The following is a 25,519-nucleotide window of genomic DNA, read 5'->3' on the forward strand; positions in this document are numbered from 1 at the left end:
TCACTACAGTTAGAGCACTACCTTGACATGGTAGGGGTCGGTGGTTCGAATCCACTCAGTCGTACCACTTTAAAGTAATAGAAACCTAAGAAAAAGCACACCCTACTGTTGATTGCCCACTCCAAAGTTCAATGGTTTGAGCACACCCAGTTGTACCAATTCAAATACTTACAATAAGAACTTAGTTTCTTCGGATAAACCTTACAATTGCCTTAAGCATTTCATTTATTTATAAATATAAAATTTCTTATCATTTAATTCTAACAAGTGTGCAACTTAAAAAATCAAATGAAAGTGAAGTGAAAACTAATTTTGCGGCATATACAGAACGATTTTAAACAGACATTTTTACAGATTAAGGCAAACAACTTGAATCAAAATCATATTCTAACAAACAATTAGCCTAAGGCTGGTGAGTCTAAATAGCCGTTAATGCATTTAGCCTAAAACTACTTTGAATTTATGTCAGCTCCAATATTAAAAGAATTTAGTTTTAGACGAATAAATCTTGAGTGGAGTGATTAATTTAACAATCGTAATAGATTCCCTTATAAGAATGAGCAATGAATAACTGCCTAATTGCTTTGTTCAACGGGGGTAAAACGCCATCCTTTAAAAACTAACTTGCCTGCTGATCCATTACTACCAGATGACGAACCGCTAGATGAAGAGCCACCGAAACTAGCTTCATTTAATGCCGTATCAAAGTGAATACCACCGGCGCCGCTTAAAATAACAGCATCCCCTAAAATAGACCCTTTAAAGCCAACAGCAGAAGTTACTTTAACTTGTGAAAGTGGTGCATATACAACAGCATAAAGTTCTCGTGTACCACCTGAAAACTCAACTCCAGTGTCACTTCCACTGTAAGAACTATAAATACTGAAAACGGGCCTGCCTTCATTTGTAATTCCATTATCAGGTGCGTAAACTTGTGCCCCATTTCCTATCTTAAGCTTTCCTTTAATTATAATCGTTAAGCTGCTGTTATCAGGGATTGTTAACGAGCTTGCGCCATTCATTGTAAAATCACCATCTACAAACATCACTGCATTGTGATTACTTTTTACCTGCATTCGCCCTTTAATTGTTACATCATCAAAATAAAATATTTGAGTTTCTGAACCAAGAAAAGTCGCTGCTTTAGCAGTGATGGGACCATCAGGAGTACTTCCATAATCTACTAAAAAGTTAGCCTCATTAGTTGCTAATTCAAGTAAGTCACCTGCACTGCTATTATTGTTGATAAAAAGGTCAGGGCTTGTCGTGTTGACTGATACACCATCAATTGCAGTAGCAATATCAAGTGGGTCACATGCCGTTAGCCCTCTATTATTTTCACTTTCTGGCGTTATTTTTTCAACCGGCTCAATTGTTGGTATTGATATAGCTTTACTTGATACTTTATATGGTGAAAAAGCATACTCTGGTGTATCGCCCTTAAAAGAGCCATTACCTGCGTATCTAAGGTCTTTACTATCAATAGTACTACCCCACTGTTTAAGCGTCACGTTACCTTGAACACGCACTCCACCATACACAGTCCCCCCTGTTTGCTCATAATTACCGGAGGTATAAACACCGTTATGTATTGTTGTTTGATTAAGAGCGATTAAATCATATGAACTAACGAAACCCTGGATTGCATTACCTGTAATAGAAACTGGACCTAACGAACTGATATCACCACCAACTGGTGCTTGCTTTATTGATATAGATTGGTTTGCAGAGATATTACCTAAAACCGTACCACTACTTTGTGTGTAGTTTAAGTATGCAGATGCATCTCCTCCAACAACCACACCACCTGAGAGTATTAAATTTCCATTACTATGAATGTTGCCTGTAACATCTGCACCTTGAATAATTGATAAATTACTAGATGATAGGACACTACCTTCAATTGTACTGCTACCATTAAGTGTAATATCACCAGACTCGTTAACTGTATTAACAACAAACTCTTCTGATATATTTTTGCTACCATCAGCTAGCGTGTCATTATAATCTCCTAAAGATGAGTCATAGCTATCAATTAAGCCACTTCCACTAATTACAGCACCAGAACACCCTGTAATACCATTAGAAAAAACTGAGTCACTGCTGATAGCCCCTCCACCACCTGCCACATATTCGAATATAGCTTGCATTTGGCTCTCACCTTCAAAGCGAGTACCCTCGCTAGAAACTAAAATATCGCCATTACTGTCAATCTCAATAGTTGCATTATATATACTGGATTCAAGTGAGCTCGTACCAGAAACTTCACTATTACGGACTATCAAATCGTTAATACTTATAGTCGGGTCATCAGTCATTGCTGCTTCGAGTCTTTCAATACTTGCAAACACCCCTTTTTCAGACATCAACCTTGCATTCAGCTTTTTTTGAAAATTACCACTCAAGCGCTCCTGGATCACACTATCTCTAAGAGTGCTCAGTACAACAATTGAAGCTATAGATGTTAAAATAAGTACAGTAACAAGCGTAAATCCAGATGTATTTTTCATTTATTGAAATGCCATATTCATTACCATTTGCGACAAAGATATATCAATAACTAAGCTATTATTGAATTGGCTTGGAAGGCTTGTAGGTTCCACATGCACACTCACAACGTTGTTATCAATTACGTAGCTAATTGCATTTACACCTTTTAATATTTTTACTTTGCCGTTACCTATATCACAAAATAATGAATCGCCTTCAAGGCTATATTTCTCGGTAAATGGCGCACTAACAGTTAAACCAGTACATGCATATGCACCCGCCTCTTGAGCAACACTTAGAATATTATTTGTGTAAATAGGCACTGAGTTGGTTTGTTTCAGACTTCGTGTAAATACTTTACTGGTAAATCGGATTACATCTAATGCATTTTCTAAATTTTTTGCAGTGCTGGTACTGCTATTAATTGAAGAGTAAGCCAGACTTACACCACCTAATAGAAGCATACCTGAAGCAAGTGCAACCATAAGCTCAATTAGAGTAAAACCTTTATGTTTATTTATTAAACCTCTCATGACGTGCAACCATCAGGCAATGTTGGAAAAGTCCCAATAATTACAACGCGATTTTCTAAATTGTCAGTCAAACGCTTATCTTGCCAAGTTACTTCAACTTGTAAATCATTTGAGAAGTTAGCAGGTAGAGTGAGTGAATATGCATCAATTTGTGGGGATAAATAATTTCTAAAATCAGTATCATTATACAAACTTGGGTTTGTTTGTTGTAGCTCGCATAAATGAGGCCAAATACGCTCTATAACATTATTAGCCTCAATTATTGACACCGTATAATTAAAGCTGTTTGTAATATATTGCAATGACTTTAGTTGTCCTGAGGCAAGCCCTAATAAGGCAACCGTCGCAACAATTAAAGCAATCATAACTTCTAGAAGAGAAAAGCCTTTGCTGTCATTTTTTAACATGTCTCTGGGGCCTCAACTAACCAACTTTGCCCACTTTGTAAAATACATAAAGTGAGGTCAGCAGTCGAACTGTCATTATCACTCACTAAAATCTGGGACATATGGCCTAATTCACCCGTACTGAAAATATTAATATCTTTTAAATCTATAGATATACTATTATGCGTAATTTCAAAAACATTTAACGTGGTTTGTGTTGAATTAATCGTTGTTTGTACTATCCATTGTTTATTCAAGGCCTTTAGAGAGACACTATTATCTCTTTTAATAGCTTCACTACGCGCAAATTTAAAAACACTGTGTAATTGGTTAGAGTTTGTTACTAACCTATCTCGCTTTATAAAAGTAACAAACGAAGGAGCCGCAACAGCAGACAGAATAGCGATAATGGTCATAGTGATTAAAACTTCGAGTAAAGTAAAACCGATGTTTTTTTTTTACCAACATTGCGATTTATCCGCTGACTTAATACCGCTTTGGTTTACAGACAACTTGCCACACTCATCACTGCTTTGTGCACTTTTAGGCGCAGCTTCAATTGTAAACTCTGCTCCGTTAGACATGCCTGCAGTTGCATCAGTTGTATAGGTAAATGAATAATAATCCGAGTCAGGGAAGGTGTAAGTAGCAGGGTATCCACCAACACGTGTATATTGTCTTTCAAGAATAGCTGTTTGCTGTAGTAAAGCCTGTTGAACATCGGCTCTTCGACTCTTCTGTATGTAACTGGTGTAACTTGGGAGTGCAACAGAATATAAAATACCGGAAATTGCAATTACTATCATTAATTCGATAAGGGTAAAACCGTAAAGATTCCTTAACTGCTCCATTTTCACTTATTTAATTCCATTATTAACATCAAACATGTTTTATTTTCACTTAAAATAGAAGTAATTTGAATTTTTTGGGGAGTGTATAATAGCGACTGGTTACATCTTGTCAATGATATAGGTTTAGAACATTTTTTAAAATAAAATAACGCCCCGAAAACAATCATAACAACGTTAAAACGCACTAAATTAGTGCGAAAAACAAGTACTTCAAATAACACAACATTATAATTACCTTAGTAATTAAATGTTAAAGTTTCATCTAACTTTTGTATAATGAACAAGCAAACTACAGTTAGATTCTTCAATGGTAGAGTATACTTCTAAGGTATAAAATGTATTCTGCTAAACAAATAAGTTTGGACTTTCCAGCTTTACTATTATCTAGAAACAAATTTTTGGTTATGTTATTTTTATATGTTAAGTAAATAAATCAAAAAGGAGCCTTTTCTTGAAACTTACGCCGCCCTAGGCAACCACTCCCCTTTTTAATCAGCACATTACGTGCAACCTTAATCGCCGTCTGCGCGAGAATCACTGTTATTTAAATAAAATACTCCCCTATACTTTGGGAAACTAACTAATTAGGTTATTTACATGTTTGATCACGTAAAAAGAGATTGGCTCTCTAATGTTCGTGGCGATGTGCTTGCTGGTATTGTTGTGGCGCTTGCCCTAATACCTGAAGCGATTGCTTTTTCTATTATTGCCGGTGTTGATCCAAAAGTAGGCTTATACGCCTCTTTTTGTATTGCGGTTATTATTGCCTTTGTAGGCGGGCGTCCAGGTATGATATCAGCAGCTACAGGTGCAATGGCACTGTTGATGGTTACGCTGGTTAAAGATTATGGTTTGGAATACTTACTGGTTGCTACCTTACTTACCGGCGTGCTGCAAATATTTGCTGGATTGTTAAAGCTCGGTGAGTTAATGCGGTTTGTATCGCGCTCTGTTGTTACGGGGTTTGTAAATGCACTGGCGATTTTAATATTTATGGCGCAGTTACCCGAGCTAACTAATGTGACGTGGCATGTTTACGCCATGACCGCAGCGGGTTTGGGTATTATTTACTTGTTCCCGTATATACCAACCATTGGTAAGGTTATCCCTTCCCCACTTGTGTGTATTGTTGTAATAACACTTTTGTGTATTTATTTAGGCCTTGATATAAGAACTGTGGGCGATATGGGCGAACTACCAGACACACTGCCTATATTTTTATGGCCCGACGTGCCGCTCACACTTGAAACTTTAAAAATTGTTTTACCTTACTCTATAGGCTTAGCCGTTGTCGGTTTACTTGAGTCGATGATGACTGCAACTATTGTTGACGACTTAACCGATACCACAAGCGATCGTAATAAAGAGTGTAAAGGTCAAGGTATAGCAAATATTGGCGCGGGTTTATTTGGCGGTATGGCGGGTTGCGCCATGATTGGGCAATCAATTATTAACGTTAAATCGGGTGGCCGTGGCAGACTTTCTACCTTTATTGCAGGCTCATTTTTAATTGTTATGGTGGTGTTTTTAGATGAGTGGCTACGATTAATCCCTATGGCAGCGCTTGTTGCAGTAATGATTATGGTTTCAATTGGCACGTTTTCCTGGACATCTATTAAAGAGCTAAAAAAGAACCCGCTATCGTCAAATGTAGTGATGATTTCAACCGTTATTGTGGTCGTAGCAACGCATAATTTAGCAATGGGTGTATTGGTAGGTGTTTTATTAGCTACGTTGTTTTTTGCCAACAAAATAGGCCGCTTTATGGCTGTAACAGCTAAGCACGATGAAGCAAATAACCAAGTCACTTATGAAGTTGCTGGCCAAGTTTTTTTTGCCTCTGCGGAGCAATTTATTGCATCATTTGATTTTAAAAATGCAGTATCAAATGTTGTTATAGATTTAACCCATGCCCATTTTTGGGATATAACCGGGGTATCGTCACTTGATAAAGTTGTGATTAAATTTAGACGAGAAGGCGCAACGGTAAATATTGTAGGTATGAACAGCGCCACCGAAACCGTTGTCGATAAATTTGGCGTACACAACGACCCTAAAGAAGTCGAAAAGCTACTTGGCGGACATTAAGGAGAATGCAATGAATAAAATTATCACTTGTGTAGATGGCTCAGCAACTACACATGCCGTGACTGATGCCGCTATTTGGGCGTCAAAAAAACTTAACAAACCAATTAGCCTTGTTCATACGCTTGAAAAGCACCACGAGCAAAAAGCGGGTGACTACACAGGCGCTATTGGATTTGGCGCGCAATCACTATTGCTCGATGAAATGACTCAACTTGACGAGCAACGAGCAAAAATCTCATTAAAATTAGCAGATGAGTTACTCAATTCGTTAAGCGAGCAAGTCAAAAATGCGGGTGTAAACCATGTTGAATTAGTTAAGCGACATGGCGATATATACGATGCAATTATTGATTACAAAGCAGATACGCGTTTAATTGTTATTGGTCGATGTGGTATGGATCATAGCCAAAGTATGAGTACATTGGGCTCACATATCGAAACACTAATACGCAACTCAACAGCACCTATTTTGATATTGCCCGATGAATTTAATACACCAAAATCGTTCATGATTGCATATGATGGCCGTGATACTGCCGATAAAGCACTTAAACAGGTTATTGATGGTGGTTTACTGCAAGGTTTACATTGCCACTTAGTGAGTATTAAAAATAATCAGCCCGACCTCAAAGAAAAGTTTAAAAACGCACAACACATGCTTAAAACTAAAGGCTTTGATGTAACTGCTACTTTTTTAGAGGGAGATATTTCTAATTCACTTTTGCAGTACCGAGAGCAAAACAACGTTGATTTAATCGTAATGGGTGCATTTGCACATTCAAAATTAAGGCAGTTTTTTGTTGGTAGCAACACCATTAAAATGCTCGAAAACGCTGCGGTTCCCGTGGTAGTGCTTAAATAATTCTTAAACCATAAAGCTTTATTAAAGCCTAAAGTAAGTATGCTTTAGGCTTTAGGCTTTAGGCTTTAGGCTTTAGGCTTTAGGCTTTATAATAATGTAACTTACTCATTAAGCTACATTATTAGTCAATTACACTAACAACATCGCTTAATTTAGTTTTTATAATTAAACGTATATACTGAGTTAACTCTCTAAAAAACACACGGCTAGACGACGTATTTCGCCACATAAGATTATGCTGCCTCACTATGCCCATGTCTTTTAGCTCACAAACTTGTAGCTCATTTGGCCGATGTATTTCTGAATGAATATATAAACCCGGTAAAAATGTAGAGCCCATCCCCATTACAACCATTTGACGAAGCGTATCTAAACTCGTACCTTCGTAATCACGATGTAATACAGCTCCAACTTTGTGACATAGCCCTTGCACCTGATCGTGAAAATGATGAGCACCTTCTAGTGTTAATACAACTTCACCTTTAATGTCAGCGGGGTCAATAATGTGTTTTCCTGCTAATCTATGATCACTTGCCATTACAAATTTTATGGGCTCTATAAACAAAGGTATTTCTACTAGTTGGGTGGATTTTTGTACTTGATCAGTAAGAATTAAATCATATTCGCCATTATAGAGTCCTTGTAGTAAATTTGTTGAGGTGTCTTCACGGACATAAAATTTTAGCTGCGCATATTTTTTATGTAGCTTTGGCAATATATGCGGAAGTAAGTAAGGTCCTACTGAGGTTGTTACACCCAAACGATAGGTAGTTTGTGAGTCATCATTTAAGTCTCTGGCTAATTCGTCAAAACGCATACTTGCCTGGAGCAAAACATCAGCCTGAGAGAGTAACGCCCGCCCTTGAGGTGTTAAAACAGTACCACTTCTTGAGCGTTCAAACAGCTGCAAATTAAGCAATTTTTCAAGCGCGGCTATTTGGTTAGTTAACGTAGGTTGGCTGATTTTTAACGCTTGAGCTGCACGCCTAAAACTCAGTGTTTTAGCAACTTTAACAAAGTATTTTATTTGAGAAATAGAAGGAGACTTTTGCGAACCTTGATTCATTTTTTATCTACCTAAAACCTAAGCTGATAGCACAAAGCTATCACGAACATGCCTGTACTACTATAAATTTATCAGGCAAGAATAACTATGCAAAAAATCACAATATTAAATTACACAAAATAGGAGCTGTTCATGGAACATATTATTTCGGGCGTGGCTAAATTTCAGAAAGACGTTTTCCCAGCTAAAAAAGAAGCTTTTCAAAAGCTAGCAAACGGCCAAAACCCAGAAGTGTTGTTTATTACCTGTGCTGACTCTCGTATTGATCCTAACTTAGTAACCCAAACTGAGCCTGGTGAATTATTTATTTGCCGTAATGCGGGTAACATAGTCCCTCCTCATAGTAATCAAACAGGCGGTATGACTGCTTCAATTGAGTTTGCAGTAGCAGCGCTTGGGGTAACCCACATTATTATTTGTGGTCACTCTGATTGTGGTGCAATGAAAGGGGCAATAAACACTGAAGGCCTAGCAAGTTTGCCCCACGTAAAAGAATGGTTAGGCCACAGCCGAGTTGCAACAGAAGTTGTAAAAGAAAAATGTGGATGTACTTCACTCTCTAACGAAGATCACCTAGGTCTTGTAACAGAAGAAAACGTTATCCAACAATTACAGCATATTAAAACTCACCCTGCAGTGGCCGCTAAAATGGCAACTGGGCAAATTGAGCTACACGGTTGGGTATACGATTTTGAATCGGCTGAAATTAAAGCCTACGACGAAGCAACAAGAGAATTTAAACCCGTAAAAGACACCTACGAAGCAACCATAGCCAAAGAAGCAAAATGATGCAGGGAATGCTCTCTAATATACGAGGCGACATAACCGGCGGTATAACTGCGGGCGTTGTCGCGCTCCCTTTAGCTCTAGCATTAGGTGTTGCCTCAGGCCTTGGCCCTATGGCTGGTTTATACGGTGCTATGGCTGTTGGTTTTTTTGCCGCTCTTTTTGGTGGTACGCCTTCACAAATTTCAGGCCCTACAGGGCCAATGGTGGTGGTACTAGCGGGCTTATTTGCGAGCTTATCTGGTAATATAGAGCTAATATTTACAGCCGTTATTTTAGCGGGCTTAATTCAAATTGCCTTTGGCTTTTTAGGCATTGGGCAATATATTCGCTTAGTTCCCTACCCTGTTATTTCAGGGTTTATGACCGGTATTGGCGCCATTATTATTATTTTACAATTAGGTCGAGTATTTGGTCATGAGCCACCAGGCGGGACTATTGGTGCTTTATCCTACTTACCAACAGCGCTTGCTGATATAAACTTTGCTACTTTAGCGCTTGGCATTGGTACATTAGTTATTGCCTATAAATGGCCTGCAAAATTAGGCAAATATATACCTGGAGCATTAGCTGCTCTAGTCATAGGTACTTTAGCAAGTTTATTTATTAGCGTACCAGTTTTAGGCGAAATCCCTACTGGCTTACCGAGCTTACAACTACCCGCTTACGATACACAAAGCATATTTTTAGTGCTCGAAGCTGCAATCATATTAGCTATTTTAGGCTCTATAGATAGCTTATTAACCTCACTTGTTGCCGACAATATGACCCGTACTCGCCATAATTCAAATAAAGAATTAGTAGGCCAAGGTATTGGTAATACTGTAGCAGGCTTAATGGGTGGTATAGCGGGTGCAGGTGCAACCATGCGTACTGTAGTTAATATAAGAAGTGGTGGTAAAGAGCGCCTTTCAGGCATGATCCACTCACTGGTATTATTAGCTGTTATTTTAGGCTTAAGCCCGCTTGCAAGCCAAATTCCTCATGCAGTCTTGGCGGGTATATTAGTAAAAGTAGGTCTCGACATTGTCGACTGGAGTTACTTAAAACGTGCCCACAAAGGCCCACGTTGGGACTTTGCACTTATGCTATTAGTGTTAGGCTTAACCGTATTTGTAGATTTAATAACCGCTGTAGGCGTTGGTGTTGTTTTAGCCGCGCTCGCATTTGTACGACAAATTGCACAAATTCAGTTAGAGCAGCTTAACAACCTACCTGAAAATTTAGAAGACGAAGCCGAAAACGCCCTGCTTAAACAAGCTAAAGACAAAGTTTTACTTTTTAGCTTTGGAGGCCCGCTTAGTTTTGGTGCTGCAGCTGATGTAGGACACCATGTTCGCGAAAGCGTAAAACCAGGTTCTAAAGTGCTTATACTCGATTTTTCACGCGTACCAACTATGGATGTATCGGCTGCTATGGCGGTAGAAACAGTCACAATTGATGCATTGTCCTCTGGTCGTAGTTTATATATTTGTGGTGCAAACCAAGCGGTGCAGCGCGTACTTAATAGTATAAATGCAAATCACAGTGCAACCGTGATGTTTAAAACCCGATTAGAAGCCTTGGAGCATGCACTTAAAAGTACAGGTAACAATGCAGATCATAAAGCCCTTAATTAAGGGCTTTAAACTTGTTTGAAATAGTATATTTGCTGCAGTTAGCTAAATTTTTCAAATAAAAACTCAACAAACGTTTTTACTTTTTGCGCAACAAATTTTCTATGTGGATAAATAGCAAATAAACCAAACTCAAATGTTTGATAGTTACTCATAACCTGAACAAGCTTCCCCGCTGCAATATCGTCTTGAACCACTATTTCAGGAATTAGACCAACTCCCCCACCCGCTAGTACAACCTCTTTTACTGCACGTGGGTTATTAACTGCGATACGAGAGCTAACATTTGCGGTTAGGGCCTCTCCAGCTGGCGATACTATTGGCCAATGTCGGCCAATTTTAAAGTTGCTGTCTATAACGGTAGCATGCTTTTCAAGCTCCACTACGCTTGTTGGCGTACCAAAACGTTCAATATAATCATTTGATGCACATAAAATTAGAGGATAGCTGGTAATTTGCCGAGCTATTAAGCTAGAGTCAGAAACACTACCAATTCTAATTGCTAAATCAACACCTTCCTCAAGTAAATCAATCGTTTTATCCGATAACACTAGCTCAATACTCAAGTTAGGATAGCGGCGCATTAACTCGGGCAAAAGTGGCGCAAGATTAGACTCACCAAACGACACCGGCGCACTTACTCTAAGCTTCCCATTAGCCACAGCGCCCTGCCCTGATAAATTATCGAGCATTTCGCTATAGCTTTCTATCACTGGCACTACGCTTGCGTAATAACTTTGCCCCGCTTCGGTAATAGAAATTCTGCGCGTAGAGCGGTTAAATAATCTAACCCCTAAGTCTTGCTCTACAATACCCACGTATTTACTAACCAGTGCCTTTGAAAGCCCTAGCCTGTCGCCTGCAGCTGTAAACGAACCCGTTTCAACCACTGCAATAATCGTTTTAATACCCGTAATAGTATCCATCATTGTCAATATAGCATTGACATTTATTCCTTGCTAGCGCGGTTATTCAAAACTCATAAAAATGGAAAAATAGCGTTATTGAAAAACACCATCCAAAATTAAAAACAGGACAAACCATGAGCAACCTAACGCTATACCGTTTTACTTTATCTGGTCATTCACATCGTGCAGAACTATTTACATCGCTTTTAAAGCTTGATGTAAATATGGTTGATGTGGCACTTCAAAACGGCGCACAAAAGCACACTGAGTTTCTACAAATGAATATATTTGGCCAAGTACCCGTACTCAAACATAACGATGACGTAATTAGCGATTCAAATGCTATTTTAATGTATTTAGCACAAAAATTTGATGCTAACAGAACCTGGTACCCAGAAGATATTACTGTTCAAGCGCACATTCAGCGCTGGTTGAGCGTTGCTGCAGGGCTTGTAGCGGCAGGTCCGTGTTCAGCGCGTTTAGTTACGGTATTTGGCGCAGAGCTTGATCATCAAAATGCGATAAACATTGCCCATACATTATTTAAAACAATGGATGCGTATTTACAAAATCGTGAATACTTAGTAGGTACTCAGCCAACTATTGCCGACATTGCCAACTTTTCGTACATAGCACACGCACCAGAGGGCAGCGTATCACTTGAGCAATACCCAAATATTTTAAGATGGTTAAGCAACGTACGTAAACTTGATGGCTTTATAGCAATGCCTGAAACAAAAGCAGGTTTGTTGGCTTAATTTTAAGCTTTATATACTGCTATATAAGAGGCTACTTAGCCTCTTTTTTTAAAAAATAATCTACTTCACGAATTAATCTAAATTTTGACAATAGCTCAAGGAGTTTGCTATCAATGGATATATATTTGTAACTTATATACCTCGATAATAGAGGCCGATGAGCTAAAGCGATAGCGTAATCATAGTACGCAATATTACGGAGCATTCAAAAATGGATCTAGATTCACATATTACTCAACTTGAAAAGCAAAATAGAAAAATGTTTAGCTCAGTTCACTTCTTACTACTATCGGTCGTATTTTCAACAATCATATTGGCTTTACTGTTTTTTACTGAGCCATTAATTGCAATTGCAGCTTCTGGATTTGTTGCTTTTTTCCTGCATTATTTTTACGCTCACTTAGCTTTTAAAAAGCTAAACTCTCGTATTACTTTATTACAAACAAAAATAAGCCAAAGTGAATCAAAAAATCGTTAACCACTAAATAAATTCCCCCCGCAATAAAACATAAACGTAGATTATGAGTTGAATGCTTCTAATGCGCTTAACACTTATAGCAAGCTTTTAACTAAGTTTGATGTAACCGATGACGAAATGGCAAACCGATATAGTGATGGCAGCCTAATAGCTTCAATTTTCAAATTGTGCTTATTCTCTCTTGCTAATGATTATTCATCTTCAAATTCTGATTTAAGAAATAGGATTGCTTCGATCAAGACCTCACATGGAGAAGCCTACTTATAACCACAGATGTGATACTAATCCATCGCAGTTTAACAGCAGCTTGACGGCTACAGCTCAATATCAAGCACCTCAATGCCTTTAGCCGGTACGGCGCAGCAAATTAGCGCCTGCCCTGTCTCTACTGGGTAACTTACGTTATTACGATACACCACAGCGCCTGCGTTTATTTTTACAGCGCAACTGCCGCAGCTGCCGTTGCGACAGCCAAACTCAGGTTCTAAACCATGGGATTCGGCTACACTTAGTATAGTGTTATCGCCTTTATTCCAGCGTTGTTCAAAGCCCGATTTACTAAATTTAATTACAGTGTTGTCGGCTTCCTTAGTGCTAACCTCTATGTTTTTATTAGGTGCATCGTTTGTATTAAGTACTTTGCGCTTAATAGCAGAGGGTCCAAATGCTTCAGCAAATATGTTTTTATCCCGTACACCGAGTAGTAATAACTCGTTATATACATGCTGCATAAATGCTTCTGGTCCGCATAAAAAGAACTCGTAATCATCAAGTGGTAAATAATACCTAAGCACATCCGCATTTATACGCCCTTTTAAATCAAAGCTCTCATCTTTTAAATTAGAGCCATTGCCTTGTTTTTCATTAAGCTCAGGCTGCGATAAAAGCGAGTAGTAATCAATTGCGCCGCCACTGTTATCTGCAAGTGCTTTTAGCTCATTGTAAAACGCGCGCTGCTGTTTATTTTTAGCACTGTGAAAAATATGTAAAGGGCGTGTATAGCGAGTTCTTAACCCTTCATTGGCAATGTGTTTAGCCATTGAGATCATAGGTGTAATGCCTATTCCACCACCAATGAGTACCGCAGGTTTAGTATTTGTTGGATCAATAAAAAACTGCCCTTGTGGGTATTTAGCTAAAATAACACTCCCGAGTTTTACGTTATTATGAAAGTAGTTTGACACCTCACCGCTAAGCTCTTTTTTAATCGATAACCGATAAAACTGCTCATGCGGGCTTGATGACACCGTGTAGGTTCTAATAACGGGTTTGTTATTACTGCTATTGCTACTATTTTTACTTGGTATTTGTACGGTTAAGTGCTGCCCAGCTTTAAACGCTAACAAGGTTGTATTGTTATGCCCTTCTAAATAAAAGGAGGTAATTACATCACTTTCTTTAATTATTTTAGCAACTTTTAAAGGCTGCCAAGTATGTTTTAGTTTTTCGGCTTGTTTGTTTTTATCAGCCTCCAGCCACGTGCCCGTCATTTTAGTGTTAGGGGAATACGCATTAAATTTAGCACTAAATGGAAGTACGTTTTTAAGCCACATTCCTTTAGTGAGGGTAAATTTCCAGCCTCGGTCTGCACCAATAAAACCCTCTAACTCTGGATGGCCATCCCATAAAATTTCAACACTGCCGGTAAGCATTAATACATTACCCGTATTAAAGTCAGGAAATAACAAACCTGCTTTTGGGTTTAATAAAAAGTTACCCAAGGTATTAAAAAAATTATTACCTGCGTAATCAGGGATCGTTAATGTGTTGCCTTCGCGCTTTACAAAGCCCGGCATTCCTCCACGATGAGAAACATCAACCCCTTCAATTTTTGGATTGTTTTTAGCGGTTATAAAGCTCGATACAAAAAACGTATCGGTGTTATCAATTAAATCAGCGGCGTCATTATCAAGCGTATTAAACTCAATTTTTTTTACTGCATTACTTTTAAGTAAAGCGTCTCTATTAAATGTTAAGTCGCGCGTTTGAATATACTGAGGGCAATTACCAAAAGATTGATCAACATTAAAACTCAACTTATTATCGCCAATTACCTCACCTACGCGCACATTTAAACGATTACGCCTGCGTGTGCTTAGCTCAATACCTAATAAACCAATGGGCGAACCTGTAACTTTTAACGTTTTATGGAGGGGATCATTTATATCAACGGTGTTTGTCATTAACAAAGATGTGGGTGTGGGGGCGCTTAAAAAACCAGGCTTACCTGAAACAATAGAAGCCCATACATCGGCGTTTTCATCAACACTGCCTGCAACCACAAATGGTAACTGCGCAAAAAAGGCTTGATGCTGCTCAGGCATAAAGGAACGAATAGCTCGCTTGCCAAATGTATCCATTAGTTCTCGTTTGGCCAGTTTGTCTTGAATTGCCAGCTCACCTTCATGAAAAGGAGAAGGGATTAAGTTGTTTGCGTTTGTCATTGTGATCATAAGTCAGTGTGTATATTTAATAAATTAAATTTAACTCAACTCATGAATAATGATAATGCGTGTTTTATTGACTGATAATGCACATAACAAAGACAATTCTTGCACTGTCCTAGTGCTAGTTGCGCACCAAAGTAAAACAATAAAGTACAGATAAATCACTTAAAAACTAAGTTAACTCTTTAAAAACAGCCTCTTAAAAACATGGCTACTTTATTGCAAACAATTAATTAACAAGCCAGTTATTTAAACGGCACATATTTAGGTTGTTATGACCACAGGCAAAGAAGCCCGCTCGCAGTACATGAATTTGTATCTGTGGCGGGCTTTTTTGTTTTTAAAATTTAAACCGTCACATTAAGGAATGCCTAATGCAAACCTCGCAAAAAATACTCATTATCGGCAATGGTATGGTCGGACATCATTTTGTTGAGCAAATGCGCCAAAGCGATGACAAAGCAAATATTACAGTACTTTGTGGTGAAGCAAATCTTGCATACGACCGCGTTTATTTATCAAGCGTGTTTGATGGCAAAACAGCCGCCGATTTGGCACTAACAACCCTAGAGAACTATCAACAACTTAATGTTAATGTGCATACTAAACAGTGGGTTGAAGGCATTGATAGAGTAAATAAAGTCGTAACAACGCAAACTGGCGATCAATACCCGTACGATAAACTTGTACTTGCTACTGGCTCGTTCCCGTTTGTGCCGCCAATTAAGGGGAACGATCAACCCCATTGTTTGGTTTACCGCACGCTAGAGGATTTAGAGCAAATAAAAGCCAGTGCCGCAGCCAGTAAAAGCGGTGTTGTTATTGGGGGTGGTTTATTAGGGCTTGAAGCCGCAAACGCAATTAAACAATTAGGGCTCGATACCCATGTTGTTGAGTTTGCACCGCAGCTTATGGCTGTTCAGCTTGATGAGCAAGGCGGCACGTTACTAAAAAATAAAATAGAAAAACTAGGCGTTACTGTTCACACCTCAAAAGCAACCAGCGAAATTGTTAAAGGTGAAAGTAGCCGCTTTAGACTTAACTTTTCAGACGGTACGTTTTTAGAAACAGACTTAATTTTGTTCTCAGCCGGTATTCGCCCTTATGATCAACTGGGTAAAGTGGCTGAGCTAGAACTTGGCGAGCGTGGCGGTATTATTATTAATAATCGATGCCAAACGTCAGACCCTGATATTTTAGCTATTGGCGAATGTGCCTTATGGGATAAAAAGCTATTTGGCTTAGTTGCACCTGGCTACAACATGGCCCGCGTTGCAGCAAGCCAGCTAAGTGGCGGCGAACTTGAATTTTCAGGTGCCGATATGAGCACTAAATTAAAACTGCTCGGTGTTGAAGTAGGCTCTATTGGCGACGCTCATGCAAAAACACTCAACTGCAAAGAACTTATTTACCAAGATCCAATTAGAGACTGCTATAAAAAAATAATTTTAAATGAAAGCGGCGATAAGCTCCTTGGTGCAGTACTCGTTGGCGATACCAGCGATTACGATACACTACTTCAGTACATGTTAAACGATATGGACTTACCAGAGCATCCTGAGTGTTTAATTTTACCAGACAGCGCTGGCGCACCTTCATTAGCGGGAAGCGCCCTACCCGATACCGCCACCATTTGTTCGTGTCATAACGTGAGTAAAGGCGACATTGTAGGTGCAATTGATGGTGGCTCATGCGATTTAGCCGCTGTTAAATCGTGTACAAAAGCAGCCAGTGGTTGTGGTGGTTGTGCCGCTTTACTTAAATCGGTAGTAGATGATGAGCTGGCTAGTCGTGGTGTTGAAGTAAACAACCATGTGTGCGAGCACTTCGCGTATTCGCGCCAAGAGCTACTACATATGGTTAAAGTAGAAAGCATTAAAACCTTTGATGATTTATTAGCTAAACACGGCAGTGGGCATCATGGTTGTGAAATATGTAAACCTGCAATCGCTTCTATTTTAGCCTCAACGTGGAACGACTTTATTTTAGAACCTGCCCATGTTGGCCTACAAGATACTAACGATACCTACCTCGCTAACATGCAAAAAGACGGCTCGTACTCTGTAGTACCGCGTATTGCAGGCGGCGAAATAACGCCCGACAAACTCATTGTCATTGGCCAAGTAGCAAAAGACTTTAACCTTTATTGTAAAGTGACTGGCGGGCAGCGCATCGATTTATTTGGTGCTCGTTTAGAAGAACTCCCGGTTATTTGGGGAAGACTCATTGAAGCTGGCTTTGAAACAGGTCACGCCTATGGCAAGTCTCTTAGAACGGTTAAATCGTGTGTGGGAAGTACTTGGTGTCGCTATGGTGTACAAGACAGTGTTGGCCACGCAATAGACATTGAAAACCGCTATAAAGGTTTACGCTCACCGCATAAATTTAAAATGGCTGTGTCGGGTTGTACCCGCGAATGCGCCGAGGCACAAAGTAAAGATATAGGTATTATTGCCACCGAAAACGGTTGGAATCTATACGTATGTGGTAATGGCGGTATGCGCCCTCGCCACGCCGATTTATTTGCGACCGATTTAGATACACCCACACTTATCAAATACATAGACCGTGTGTTGATGTTTTACATAAAAACCGCCGACAAACTACAGCGTACTTCTGTATGGATGGAAAACCTTGAGGGCGGTTTAGACTACCTTAAAAGTGTAGTAATAGACGACAGCCTCGGTATTTGCCAAGAGCTTGAAGAACAAATGGAACTTATTACTCAAACATACGCATGTGAGTGGAAAAAAGCGGTAGAAAGCCCTGAAGCGTCTAAACGGTTCCGCCAGTTTGTTAATAGCCCTAATCCTGATGACAATATTTTATTTGTACAGGAACGAAATCAAATTCGCCCAGCTACAGATGCTGAAAAACGCGAGCAAAAAATGACTCAAAACCGTATCCCAGTAATGGAACTTGAAGAGGAGCAAGCTGATGTCTTGGCATAATATTGGAACAATTGATGACCTAGTTGCTAATAGTGGTGTATGCGCATTAGTTAATAATCAGCAGGTGGCTATTTTTTATGTACCCCAAAGCAAAGAAAGCGTGTTTGCCATAAGTAACTACGACCCAATCGGAAAAGCAAATGTGTTATCTCGCGGTATTATTGGCTCTATAGAGGGGAAACTGGTCGTAGCTTCGCCGTTATATAAACAGCATTTTTGCTTAGCAACAGGCGAATGCCTAGAGGCAGAAGCAATACATTTACCGGTTTTTGATGCAAAAATACAAGACGGCAACGTACTTATAAGCGCCGAGCCAAAAATAATTAAAGCGGTCGCGTAAGGAGATTATTATGAGCGTGCTTTCTTATTTTTCAGGTATTGAAAATGGTTGGCTGAACAAATTTGTTAATAAACTCACTAATGGCGCTGAGCTTACTAGTAAAGGAGCTAAAAACGGCCAAGTTTATATTATAGGAGCAGGCCCAGGCGATGCCGAGCTAATAACCGTAAAAGCGCAGCGTTTAATACAAACAGCCGACGTCATCTTATACGACTGGCTAGTAAGCGAAGATTTACTAAAAACATTACCTAAAAAAGCGCAAAGGGTATTTGTAGGCAAACGAGCCGGTATGCATTCAATGACACAAGCCAATATATGCGCCCTACTTGTTAAATATGCTCAACAAGGGCTAAACGTAGTGCGTTTAAAAGGCGGCGACCCAAGTATATTTGCGCGCATAAACGAAGAAGCCGATGCCCTTACAAAGCATAATATTAGCTTTGCAATTGTGCCTGGCGTTACCACTGCATGTGCGACCTCTGCATATACAGGCATTCCGCTTACAGCACGTGATGTAGCGCGAAGCGTCACGTTTTTAACTGCCCAGTTTGCTGATCCTAAAAAACTGCCTAACTGGAGCAATTACGCCTTTGTGCAAGGCAACAATAATCCAACTTTAGTGGTTTATATGGGCTTAGGACGATTAAAAGAGCTAAGTAGCGGCCTTCAATCGGTAAATTGGCCAAGTACTACACCAATATCACTTATCGAAAACGCCACAACGAGTAAGCAAAAAGTAATTACCAGTACATTAGAAAATATAGTAAATGATCAGCTTAGTCATAACCTGCAAGGCCCTACCCTTATAATTGTTGGAGAAGTAATAAATCATAAAATGACTATTAGCCCAGAGCTTTTAGCTCAAACGGTTAATACTTAATGCAATTTTAATCCATAATGCACTTTTCGCGCTTATTTCCTCCCCAGGGGTAAGCGCGCTTTTTACTGCAATGCAAGCAGTGTGCAATATTCCCTTTTTATGCACCAAAAAGGGTAAATGTGTGTGCCTAAAATAAAGTTTAAAATACTCATAAAATAAAAATATAACAATAAGCGGCTGTTTTAGATTGATTTTCTATTCAATAATTAATTTTTTTCATGATTGGAACAAGGGTTGCACTTTAAAAACTAAAAAGTGCGGAACTAAACCTATGCAAACAAGCAATCCTCTCACAAAACAGTTTTTACTTGCGGCAAAGTATCAAGAAATACATGCCTTAAAACAATTGCAAAATAGTTGTGCTTCACTTACTAAACTGGGTGATTTTGTACACCAGTTACAAAAAGAGCGCGCTATGAGCAACATCTATTTAGCCTCTAAGAGCTTACATTTTAGTAATGAACTAACACAGCAAATACCCATTACACAAAGCGCTCAAAATACGTTTTATGACTCTCTTAAAACGACCTTTATATCTGATAATGCCGACCCTGGTCATTCAAGGTTATACAATTTAATTACCTACAGCCTTCAGGCACTTGATGTGCTACCGGCTTTACGCCATCAAATAAACAAACAAAATGTAACCGCTGTTCATGCTACGCAATCATTTACACAACTTATAGCGAGTTTATTAAATATTATTTTAGAAGCTGCTGATGGTGCAAGCGACCCCCTCGTTACTCGCCTATTAGTTGCTTATTTTAATTTTATGCAAGGTAAAGAATACGCAGGCCAAGAACGGGCTTGTGGAGCACAAGCATTTGCAGCGAGTAAATTTACAGAAGAGCAAAAAACTAAGTTAGCTCACTTTGTGCAAGAACAAAATCATAGTTTTTCGTTTTTTGATGAATACGCAGACGATCACTTACTTAAATGTTATAGCTCCCTCATAGAGCACCCGGTAAATAAGCAAGTGGATCAGCTAAGAAGTTTATTACAAAAGCTCGATGACGAAAATGCGCAGCCTTTATCGCAGCTGAGTGAAGTATGGTACGAAGTAACCACAACACGCATCGATATTATGCATAAAATAGAGCAAAACATTAGCGATCATCTAATCGATTGTGCCGCAATGCAAATTGCATGTGCACAACGAAAATTAAATTCGAATAAGCAAATACTTAATACCTTAGAACAACAATATATGCCTGCAACCGACGGGCAGTTAGCACTTAAAGACAATGAGCCAACTAATATGGCGGCCAGTAAGCTCAACAGTAATAAAACCATGTACGACTTAATTTTAGAGCAAAGCCAACACATCAAACAAATTAACCAAGCATTGGTTGATGCAAAACGGGTGATCACCGAGCAAAAAGTGATTCATCAAGCAAAATATATATTAATAGAGCAATTAAAATTAACCGAAGAGCAAGCCCATAAACAATTGCAAAAGCAAGCTATGGACTCCCACAGCTCACTTTACAATGTAGCGCAAACAATTGTTGAATTGAGTGATGATTAACACAAATTGTTAAGCATCGACTGTATGCGCTGATTTTTTTGATCGTAAAATATAGGCGCGTGTGTGGTCGTATATTAAATTAAATGCAAAAGCGTAAAGGGTTATAAAAAAGGTGACCCCAATATCCATTATAAATGCTTGCCAAAAATTAACGCTTAATATGAATGCCATTACCGGAATAGTGAATATTAGTAAGCCACCTTGAAATAAAATGACATGAAATACTCTAAACAATAACGAGCGTTTTTCTTTAGCGCCCGTGGCCACTCGGTCAAAAAACCAGTTAAAAATAAAATTCCAACACATAGCAATGGTCGCAACAATTATCATCGTGCCCGATAAAACCCCAATTGTATGTTCTGTAAATAGTGCTAAACCTAAAATTGATAACGACACGGCTAAAACCTCAAACAAAACTGCCTGAAACACTCGCTCTGTTGTACCCATTTTTTCTGTCATCATATCCCCTTTTATCTTTTAATATTTAAGTGCTGTGATAATGACAGATTTAGTTAGTTACAAAAGTTAGCAACTATCACTATTAGTGATAAGGTAAGTGTGTAGTTTTAAATCGAGTGGAATAAAATGTATAGCTTAGAGCAACTAAAAATATTTGTAACCGTAGCAGAAACAGGCTCTTTTTCAGCAACAGGGCGCAAGTTAAAGCGTGCGCAGTCAGGTATTAGCCAAGCGATTTCTAACCTTGAAATTGCAATGAATCAAACATTGTTTGACCGTAATAAAAACACACCCACTTTAACAAATAGCGGAAAAGCTTTGCTTCCCGTTGCTTATTCTATACTGCACCAACAAACTTATTTCGATCAAAAAGTTGAGTCTCTTGCTAAAAACTACGAACAAGACGTAGTCATTGCTATTGACGAAAGTATAAGTAATCACGGAGTTTTAAAAATAATAGCCCCCTTTGCAAAGCAGTACCCTGTTACAAACTTTGAGCTAATATCAGCGACTACGTTTGATATAGAAAAACTTGTAAAAACAGGTAAAGCGCAACTAGGTATCATATATAGTGATGGTGAACTAAAAGTAGATATGGATTTTTTTCTGCTAGGCCAAGTACGATTTTTAACAATTGCGTCGCCACAACATGCGCTGGCTAAACTCAGTAAAGTAAATAGCAGTGACTTAAAAGCACATAGGCAATGTGCTCACCGTAGCCTTAATCAATCAGAGTTATGGTTTAGCTACGCTATAAGCGCTAAGGTGTGGTACGCAAATACCCATCAAACGCTCATAGATTTGGTAACACAAAATGTGGGCTGGGCGTTGGTACCTGAGTCGGCAATAAAGCAACAACTTAAACAAGGTGACGTAGTTGCCCTTCCCGTAACACATGAGCAAGGCGGTTGGCTGACGCCTATTGGTTGTGTGGTATCAAGAAGTAGACCTACAGGCCCAGTTACTGAAAGTTTACTCACCCTTTTACAACAACATTTTTTAAAAGAAGGTGATTGGAAAGCTAACGTTTAGTAACACTCAAACGGCGTTAAATTGCGAGCTTCTTTTTAATCTTAATTTGCCACTCAAGCGCAAGCTCGGGTAGTTCAAGTGCTGCTAGTAATACGCTCTCAAAATCTGGGTATTGTTTATCAAAAAACGCCTGAAACAACGTTTTTACTGAAATATTATGCTTAGCTTTATATTCAATAGTGACTGCATCGCCCGTTTTTGCCATACCTTGCTCAAGCACTCTAAAGTAAACACCAGTGTGGTAATACTGAGTAAATAATTTTAGGCTTTGTTTATTATTCAGAGCAATAGCCAATTTAAAGCACGGCACTCGGGGCTGGCTTACTTCAAGCAATGCGCTGCCAACACGAATACGATCGCCTATATGAATATTTTGCTCATCAAGCTCTGAAATTGTAAAGTTCTCACCAAAAGCACCGACTGCTAAATCATCATTTTTAAGGATGCGCCTCCAATAATCATAATGATTGTGTGAAAACGCATAAACCGCTTTATCCACCCCACCGTGATTAACTAAATCGGCTTGTTCATCACCTATTATATTTAGCTTTTCAATAACAACTGGCTCACTAGTTGGCGTTTTAAAAATACCGGTTTTAACTTCTTTGCTGTTATACACAACCGTTTTTATTTTAGAGATATTGGTAGAGATTATTTTCATATTAAACCTTTGATTAACTACGTTAGATAGCCTGTAGCTAATTTATACTATTATCAAAACCTATATTTAACAGGCATTAACTAGAGCTAAGCGCTAAATAAAGCAGGCCAGAAAGAGGAAAACTCATAATAAATACATACCCATAAAAAAAGGCAATACCACCCGCAGACGTTTTATCTACATCTGAGCTTATAATAGCCCCACCTATTGGAATGAGTAAAAATATATTAATAAAGGTACATAATAAAAATGCATCCCCGAATGCAGGAACAACTGATGCTGCAACGCATAAAGCAAGCACAAGCATATTACTTAAACCGTCTTTAATTTGTCGCTTCTTTTCAATAATTTTTATTACAAAAACACAACAAAGTAGCCCTAAAAAATAAAGTGTGGGCCAATATGTTTCATACCAGTTTTCAACTATTAAGTGGCCAATTAACCAATTAAAGAACCCACCTGCCAAAAGAAATGAAATAATTGAAGTGAGGACAGTGCTCGTATTTACTTTTCTTGTCATCACATATCTCAAATTTAGCAATAACGATAAAAGAAGAGACCCTGCAGTAACTATAAAAAGCAAAACAAAGGCTCCCCAGAAGTCTTCTGTGGATATATAAGCAAGACTTGGTGTTACACCTAATACAAGTTGGTTAATTGGCTTATTTTCTGATGAATATTTCGCTTTTGCGTACAACGCAAAGTAAATACAGAACGGTTGCAAAAAAATAGTCAATAAAAAGAGTGTATAAGTTTTCATCTTTCGTCCTTGATGAACAGTAGAGCAATGTTATAAGCCGGTAATATATAATAATGTTAAAAAAAGAAACACCACGAGTATGGGGGTAAGTACATAGAAAAGGATATTTGCTATGATTTTTCGTTTTTCTCTAAAGCGAAGCATGCCATTGTATGTCGCTCTAAAAAGTGGGAATGTAATAAAAGCTCTAAAAATTGCCCATGAAACAAAACCGCAGTGAAGTTTTATTTCAAACCAAAACTGCTCCGGATTAATCTTTAAAGATTGACTCGGCGAGCTTTTGGACCCCATTGACCAGCCAGTTAATAGTTCTAACATAATTATAAAAATAAGTAGAGCCGCTATCCAAAGATAAGCTGACTCTATAGATTCTCTTTTTGAGATGAATTTTTTCATTAATATTATAAACGCATTTATATAGGCTTACACAGACCTACTTTTCCCACTTGTTTAACGCTTGCTTGTCGCTTTGTTTAAACTCGACCCAGTTTGATGAATCTTTAAAATGCTCTTTTTTCCAAAACGTGGCGTGGTTTTTTAAGTAATCCATAATAAATTGTGCGCCTTCAAACGCAGCTTGGCGGTGGCGGGAGGTTACGCCAACAAATACAATTTGTTCCCCAAGCGCTAAATAGCCGACTCGATGAATAATGCTTATGCGAGCAAGTTGCCAGCGTGTTTGCGCTTGCTCGGCTATCGATTGCAGTAGTTGCTCAGTCATACCCGGGTAGTGCTCAAGCTCAAGTGCGATTACGTTATCGCCACTGCTAAATTCTCGCACAAGCCCTGTAAACGTGACTACGGCACCATCACTTTTATTATCACTGCAAAGTGCATTGTGTTGCTCACCTACTGAAAAATCGTGGGTTTGTACTTTAATGCTTATACTCATTAGCCACCTGTCACTGGTGGGAAAAAAGCAAGTTCATCCCCTGCTTTTACAAGCTCATCGCTTGATGACATAGTTTGATTGAGCGCACACAAAACATCACGCTCTTCAAGCCATGCCTGCCAATGCGGGTTTTGCTCAACCAGCATGTGTTTAAACGCTTTAATGCTAAGGGGGTGCGCTATCTCAACGGTTAACTTATCGCACTTTAGGCGTTCTTTAAGTTGGCCAAAAAACAGTACCTTTACCTGCCCTGCAGCTGCATTCATATTATCTAAATTAGTCTCGCTGCCAGCTGCCATGCTTGCCTCCTGCTTTTTGTGTTACACGCATACCGTGTATTTCCATAAGCGGATCGGCGGCTTTACACATATCAAATAGTGTAAGGGTAGCCACAGATACAGCGGTGAGCGCTTCCATTTCAACACCCGTTTTGCCCGCCAATTTACAGTAGCTGGTTACTTTAATTTGGCTATTTGCTTCATCAAGCTCAAAATCAACGGCTACTTTACTCAGTGCAAGCGGGTGACAAAGCGGAATTAAATCGGCGCACTTTTTAGCGCCCTGAATACCTGCAATGCGTGCTACGCCTAGCACGTCACCTTTTTTATTTTGATTAAGCAGCACTTGCTCAAAAGCCTGTTTGCTCATTTTAATGTTGGCCTCGGCAGATGCATCGCGCAGAGTAACCTCTTTTAGCGATACATCAACCATGTTTGCTTGGCCATTTTCGTCTACGTGGCTCAGCAT

Annotated in this window: 26 protein-coding genes; 11 read left to right on the forward strand and 15 right to left on the reverse strand. The window is 39.0% G+C overall.

Annotated features, from left to right (window positions below):
* Positions 1–575 precede the first annotated feature (575 nt).
* From J8L73_RS08850 to J8L73_RS08870, 5 genes are read right to left on the reverse strand one after another with little or no spacing between them, the layout of a single operon-like run.
* Complete coding sequence (locus J8L73_RS08850) at positions 576–2,510, reverse strand: PilX N-terminal domain-containing pilus assembly protein (protein ID WP_211016349.1); 1,935 nt, start codon at positions 2,508–2,510, stop codon at positions 576–578.
* A complete protein-coding gene (locus tag J8L73_RS08855; RefSeq protein WP_211000552.1) occupies positions 2,511–3,023 on the reverse strand; it encodes a prepilin-type N-terminal cleavage/methylation domain-containing protein in 513 nt (170 codons plus the stop codon).
* Positions 3,020–3,430, reverse strand: coding sequence for a prepilin-type N-terminal cleavage/methylation domain-containing protein (locus J8L73_RS08860; protein WP_211016357.1), 411 nt, complete (start codon positions 3,428–3,430; stop codon positions 3,020–3,022). The genes J8L73_RS08855 and J8L73_RS08860 overlap by 4 nt, the downstream gene beginning before the upstream one ends.
* On the reverse strand, positions 3,424–3,858 hold the full coding sequence (locus tag J8L73_RS08865) for a GspH/FimT family pseudopilin (protein ID WP_348771976.1): 435 nt from the start codon (positions 3,856–3,858) through the stop codon (positions 3,424–3,426). The genes J8L73_RS08860 and J8L73_RS08865 overlap by 7 nt, the downstream gene beginning before the upstream one ends.
* 9 nt (positions 3,859–3,867) lie before the next feature.
* Complete coding sequence (locus tag J8L73_RS08870) at positions 3,868–4,260, reverse strand: type IV pilin protein (protein WP_211016361.1); 393 nt, start codon at positions 4,258–4,260, stop codon at positions 3,868–3,870.
* Positions 4,261–4,857: 597 nt separating this feature from the next.
* On the opposite strand from J8L73_RS08870, the gene J8L73_RS08875 reads away from it, so the two are divergent.
* Together J8L73_RS08875 and J8L73_RS08880 are read left to right on the forward strand one after the other, a co-directional pair.
* A complete protein-coding gene (locus tag J8L73_RS08875) occupies positions 4,858–6,348 on the forward strand; it encodes a SulP family inorganic anion transporter (RefSeq protein WP_211016363.1) in 1,491 nt (496 codons plus the stop codon).
* A gap of 10 nt (positions 6,349–6,358) precedes the next feature.
* Positions 6,359–7,210, forward strand: coding sequence for a universal stress protein (locus tag J8L73_RS08880; protein ID WP_211016364.1), 852 nt, complete (start codon positions 6,359–6,361; stop codon positions 7,208–7,210).
* A 121-nt stretch (positions 7,211–7,331) separates the two neighbouring features.
* Here J8L73_RS08880 and J8L73_RS08885 read toward each other — a convergent pair whose 3' ends face one another.
* Complete coding sequence (locus tag J8L73_RS08885; RefSeq protein ID WP_211016365.1) at positions 7,332–8,276, reverse strand: hydrogen peroxide-inducible genes activator; 945 nt, start codon at positions 8,274–8,276, stop codon at positions 7,332–7,334.
* A 132-nt stretch (positions 8,277–8,408) separates the two neighbouring features.
* Here J8L73_RS08885 and J8L73_RS08890 point away from each other — a divergent pair, with 132 nt between their 5' ends.
* A complete protein-coding gene (locus J8L73_RS08890) occupies positions 8,409–9,065 on the forward strand; it encodes a carbonic anhydrase (protein WP_211000545.1) in 657 nt (218 codons plus the stop codon).
* On the forward strand, positions 9,062–10,681 hold the full coding sequence (locus J8L73_RS08895; protein WP_211016366.1) for a SulP family inorganic anion transporter: 1,620 nt from the start codon (positions 9,062–9,064) through the stop codon (positions 10,679–10,681). The genes J8L73_RS08890 and J8L73_RS08895 overlap by 4 nt, the downstream gene beginning before the upstream one ends.
* A gap of 38 nt (positions 10,682–10,719) precedes the next feature.
* Here J8L73_RS08895 and J8L73_RS08900 read toward each other — a convergent pair whose 3' ends face one another.
* Positions 10,720–11,604: a LysR family transcriptional regulator gene (locus J8L73_RS08900; RefSeq protein WP_211016581.1), complete on the reverse strand. Its 885-nt coding sequence runs from the start codon at positions 11,602–11,604 to the stop codon at positions 10,720–10,722.
* Between the two features lie 116 nt (positions 11,605–11,720).
* Here J8L73_RS08900 and J8L73_RS08905 point away from each other — a divergent pair, with 116 nt between their 5' ends.
* Both J8L73_RS08905 and J8L73_RS08910 read left to right on the forward strand, forming a co-directional pair.
* Entirely contained in the window at positions 11,721–12,344 is a 624-nt protein-coding gene (locus J8L73_RS08905) for a glutathione S-transferase (protein WP_211016367.1), read from the forward strand.
* 211 nt (positions 12,345–12,555) lie between these two features.
* A complete protein-coding gene (locus J8L73_RS08910; protein WP_211016368.1) occupies positions 12,556–12,822 on the forward strand; it encodes a hypothetical protein in 267 nt (88 codons plus the stop codon).
* A 314-nt stretch (positions 12,823–13,136) separates the two neighbouring features.
* Here J8L73_RS08910 and J8L73_RS08915 read toward each other — a convergent pair whose 3' ends face one another.
* A complete protein-coding gene (locus tag J8L73_RS08915) occupies positions 13,137–15,266 on the reverse strand; it encodes a pyridoxamine 5'-phosphate oxidase family protein (RefSeq protein ID WP_211016369.1) in 2,130 nt (709 codons plus the stop codon).
* A 377-nt stretch (positions 15,267–15,643) separates the two neighbouring features.
* Between J8L73_RS08915 and nirB the strand changes: the two genes are divergently transcribed.
* The 4 genes from nirB (at position 15,644) to J8L73_RS08935 (ending at position 20,968) form a co-directional block, all read left to right on the forward strand.
* Positions 15,644–18,220 carry a nitrite reductase large subunit NirB gene (gene nirB, locus J8L73_RS08920; RefSeq protein ID WP_211016371.1) on the forward strand — a complete coding sequence of 859 codons (2,577 nt, stop codon included), beginning with the start codon at positions 15,644–15,646 and terminating at the stop codon, positions 18,218–18,220.
* Positions 18,207–18,560, forward strand: a complete 354-nt coding sequence (nirD, locus tag J8L73_RS08925; protein ID WP_211016374.1) for a nitrite reductase small subunit NirD — start codon at positions 18,207–18,209, stop codon at positions 18,558–18,560. The genes nirB and nirD overlap by 14 nt, the downstream gene beginning before the upstream one ends.
* Positions 18,561–18,570: 10 nt before the next feature.
* Positions 18,571–19,440, forward strand: coding sequence for a uroporphyrinogen-III C-methyltransferase (cobA, locus tag J8L73_RS08930; protein ID WP_211016376.1), 870 nt, complete (start codon positions 18,571–18,573; stop codon positions 19,438–19,440).
* Positions 19,441–19,711: 271 nt separating this feature from the next.
* Positions 19,712–20,968 carry a nitrate- and nitrite sensing domain-containing protein gene (locus J8L73_RS08935; protein WP_211016378.1) on the forward strand — a complete coding sequence of 419 codons (1,257 nt, stop codon included), beginning with the start codon at positions 19,712–19,714 and terminating at the stop codon, positions 20,966–20,968.
* A 9-nt stretch (positions 20,969–20,977) separates the two neighbouring features.
* On the opposite strand, the gene J8L73_RS08940 is transcribed toward J8L73_RS08935, so the two are convergent.
* Complete coding sequence (locus tag J8L73_RS08940) at positions 20,978–21,427, reverse strand: PACE efflux transporter (RefSeq protein WP_211016388.1); 450 nt, start codon at positions 21,425–21,427, stop codon at positions 20,978–20,980.
* Positions 21,428–21,553: 126 nt separating this feature from the next.
* Here J8L73_RS08940 and J8L73_RS08945 point away from each other — a divergent pair, with 126 nt between their 5' ends.
* The gene (locus J8L73_RS08945) at positions 21,554–22,459 is read left to right on the forward strand and encodes a LysR family transcriptional regulator (RefSeq protein ID WP_211016391.1); all 906 of its coding nucleotides are present in this window, start codon (positions 21,554–21,556) and stop codon (positions 22,457–22,459) included.
* 16 nt (positions 22,460–22,475) lie between these two features.
* Here J8L73_RS08945 and J8L73_RS08950 read toward each other — a convergent pair whose 3' ends face one another.
* The 6 genes from J8L73_RS08950 to moaC all read right to left on the reverse strand — a co-directional run bounded on the left by J8L73_RS08950 (position 22,476) and on the right by moaC (position 25,519).
* The gene (locus J8L73_RS08950) at positions 22,476–23,120 is read right to left on the reverse strand and encodes an MOSC domain-containing protein (RefSeq protein WP_211016393.1); all 645 of its coding nucleotides are present in this window, start codon (positions 23,118–23,120) and stop codon (positions 22,476–22,478) included.
* A 76-nt stretch (positions 23,121–23,196) separates the two neighbouring features.
* Positions 23,197–23,880: a hypothetical protein gene (locus tag J8L73_RS08955; protein ID WP_211016396.1), complete on the reverse strand. Its 684-nt coding sequence runs from the start codon at positions 23,878–23,880 to the stop codon at positions 23,197–23,199.
* A 30-nt stretch (positions 23,881–23,910) separates the two neighbouring features.
* Positions 23,911–24,276: a hypothetical protein gene (locus tag J8L73_RS08960; protein ID WP_211016398.1), complete on the reverse strand. Its 366-nt coding sequence runs from the start codon at positions 24,274–24,276 to the stop codon at positions 23,911–23,913.
* 37 nt (positions 24,277–24,313) lie between these two features.
* Entirely contained in the window at positions 24,314–24,772 is a 459-nt protein-coding gene (gene moaE / locus J8L73_RS08965) for a molybdopterin synthase catalytic subunit MoaE (RefSeq protein ID WP_211016400.1), read from the reverse strand.
* Positions 24,772–25,071 carry a MoaD/ThiS family protein gene (locus J8L73_RS08970; RefSeq protein WP_211016402.1) on the reverse strand — a complete coding sequence of 100 codons (300 nt, stop codon included), beginning with the start codon at positions 25,069–25,071 and terminating at the stop codon, positions 24,772–24,774. The genes moaE and J8L73_RS08970 overlap by 1 nt, the downstream gene beginning before the upstream one ends.
* Positions 25,049–25,519, reverse strand: coding sequence for a cyclic pyranopterin monophosphate synthase MoaC (gene moaC / locus J8L73_RS08975; RefSeq protein WP_211016404.1), 471 nt, complete (start codon positions 25,517–25,519; stop codon positions 25,049–25,051). The genes J8L73_RS08970 and moaC overlap by 23 nt, the downstream gene beginning before the upstream one ends.

This window comes from Pseudoalteromonas sp. MMG006 (genome assembly GCF_018101025.1).
In the GTDB taxonomy this organism is placed as follows: Bacteria; Pseudomonadota; Gammaproteobacteria; order Enterobacterales; family Alteromonadaceae; genus Pseudoalteromonas.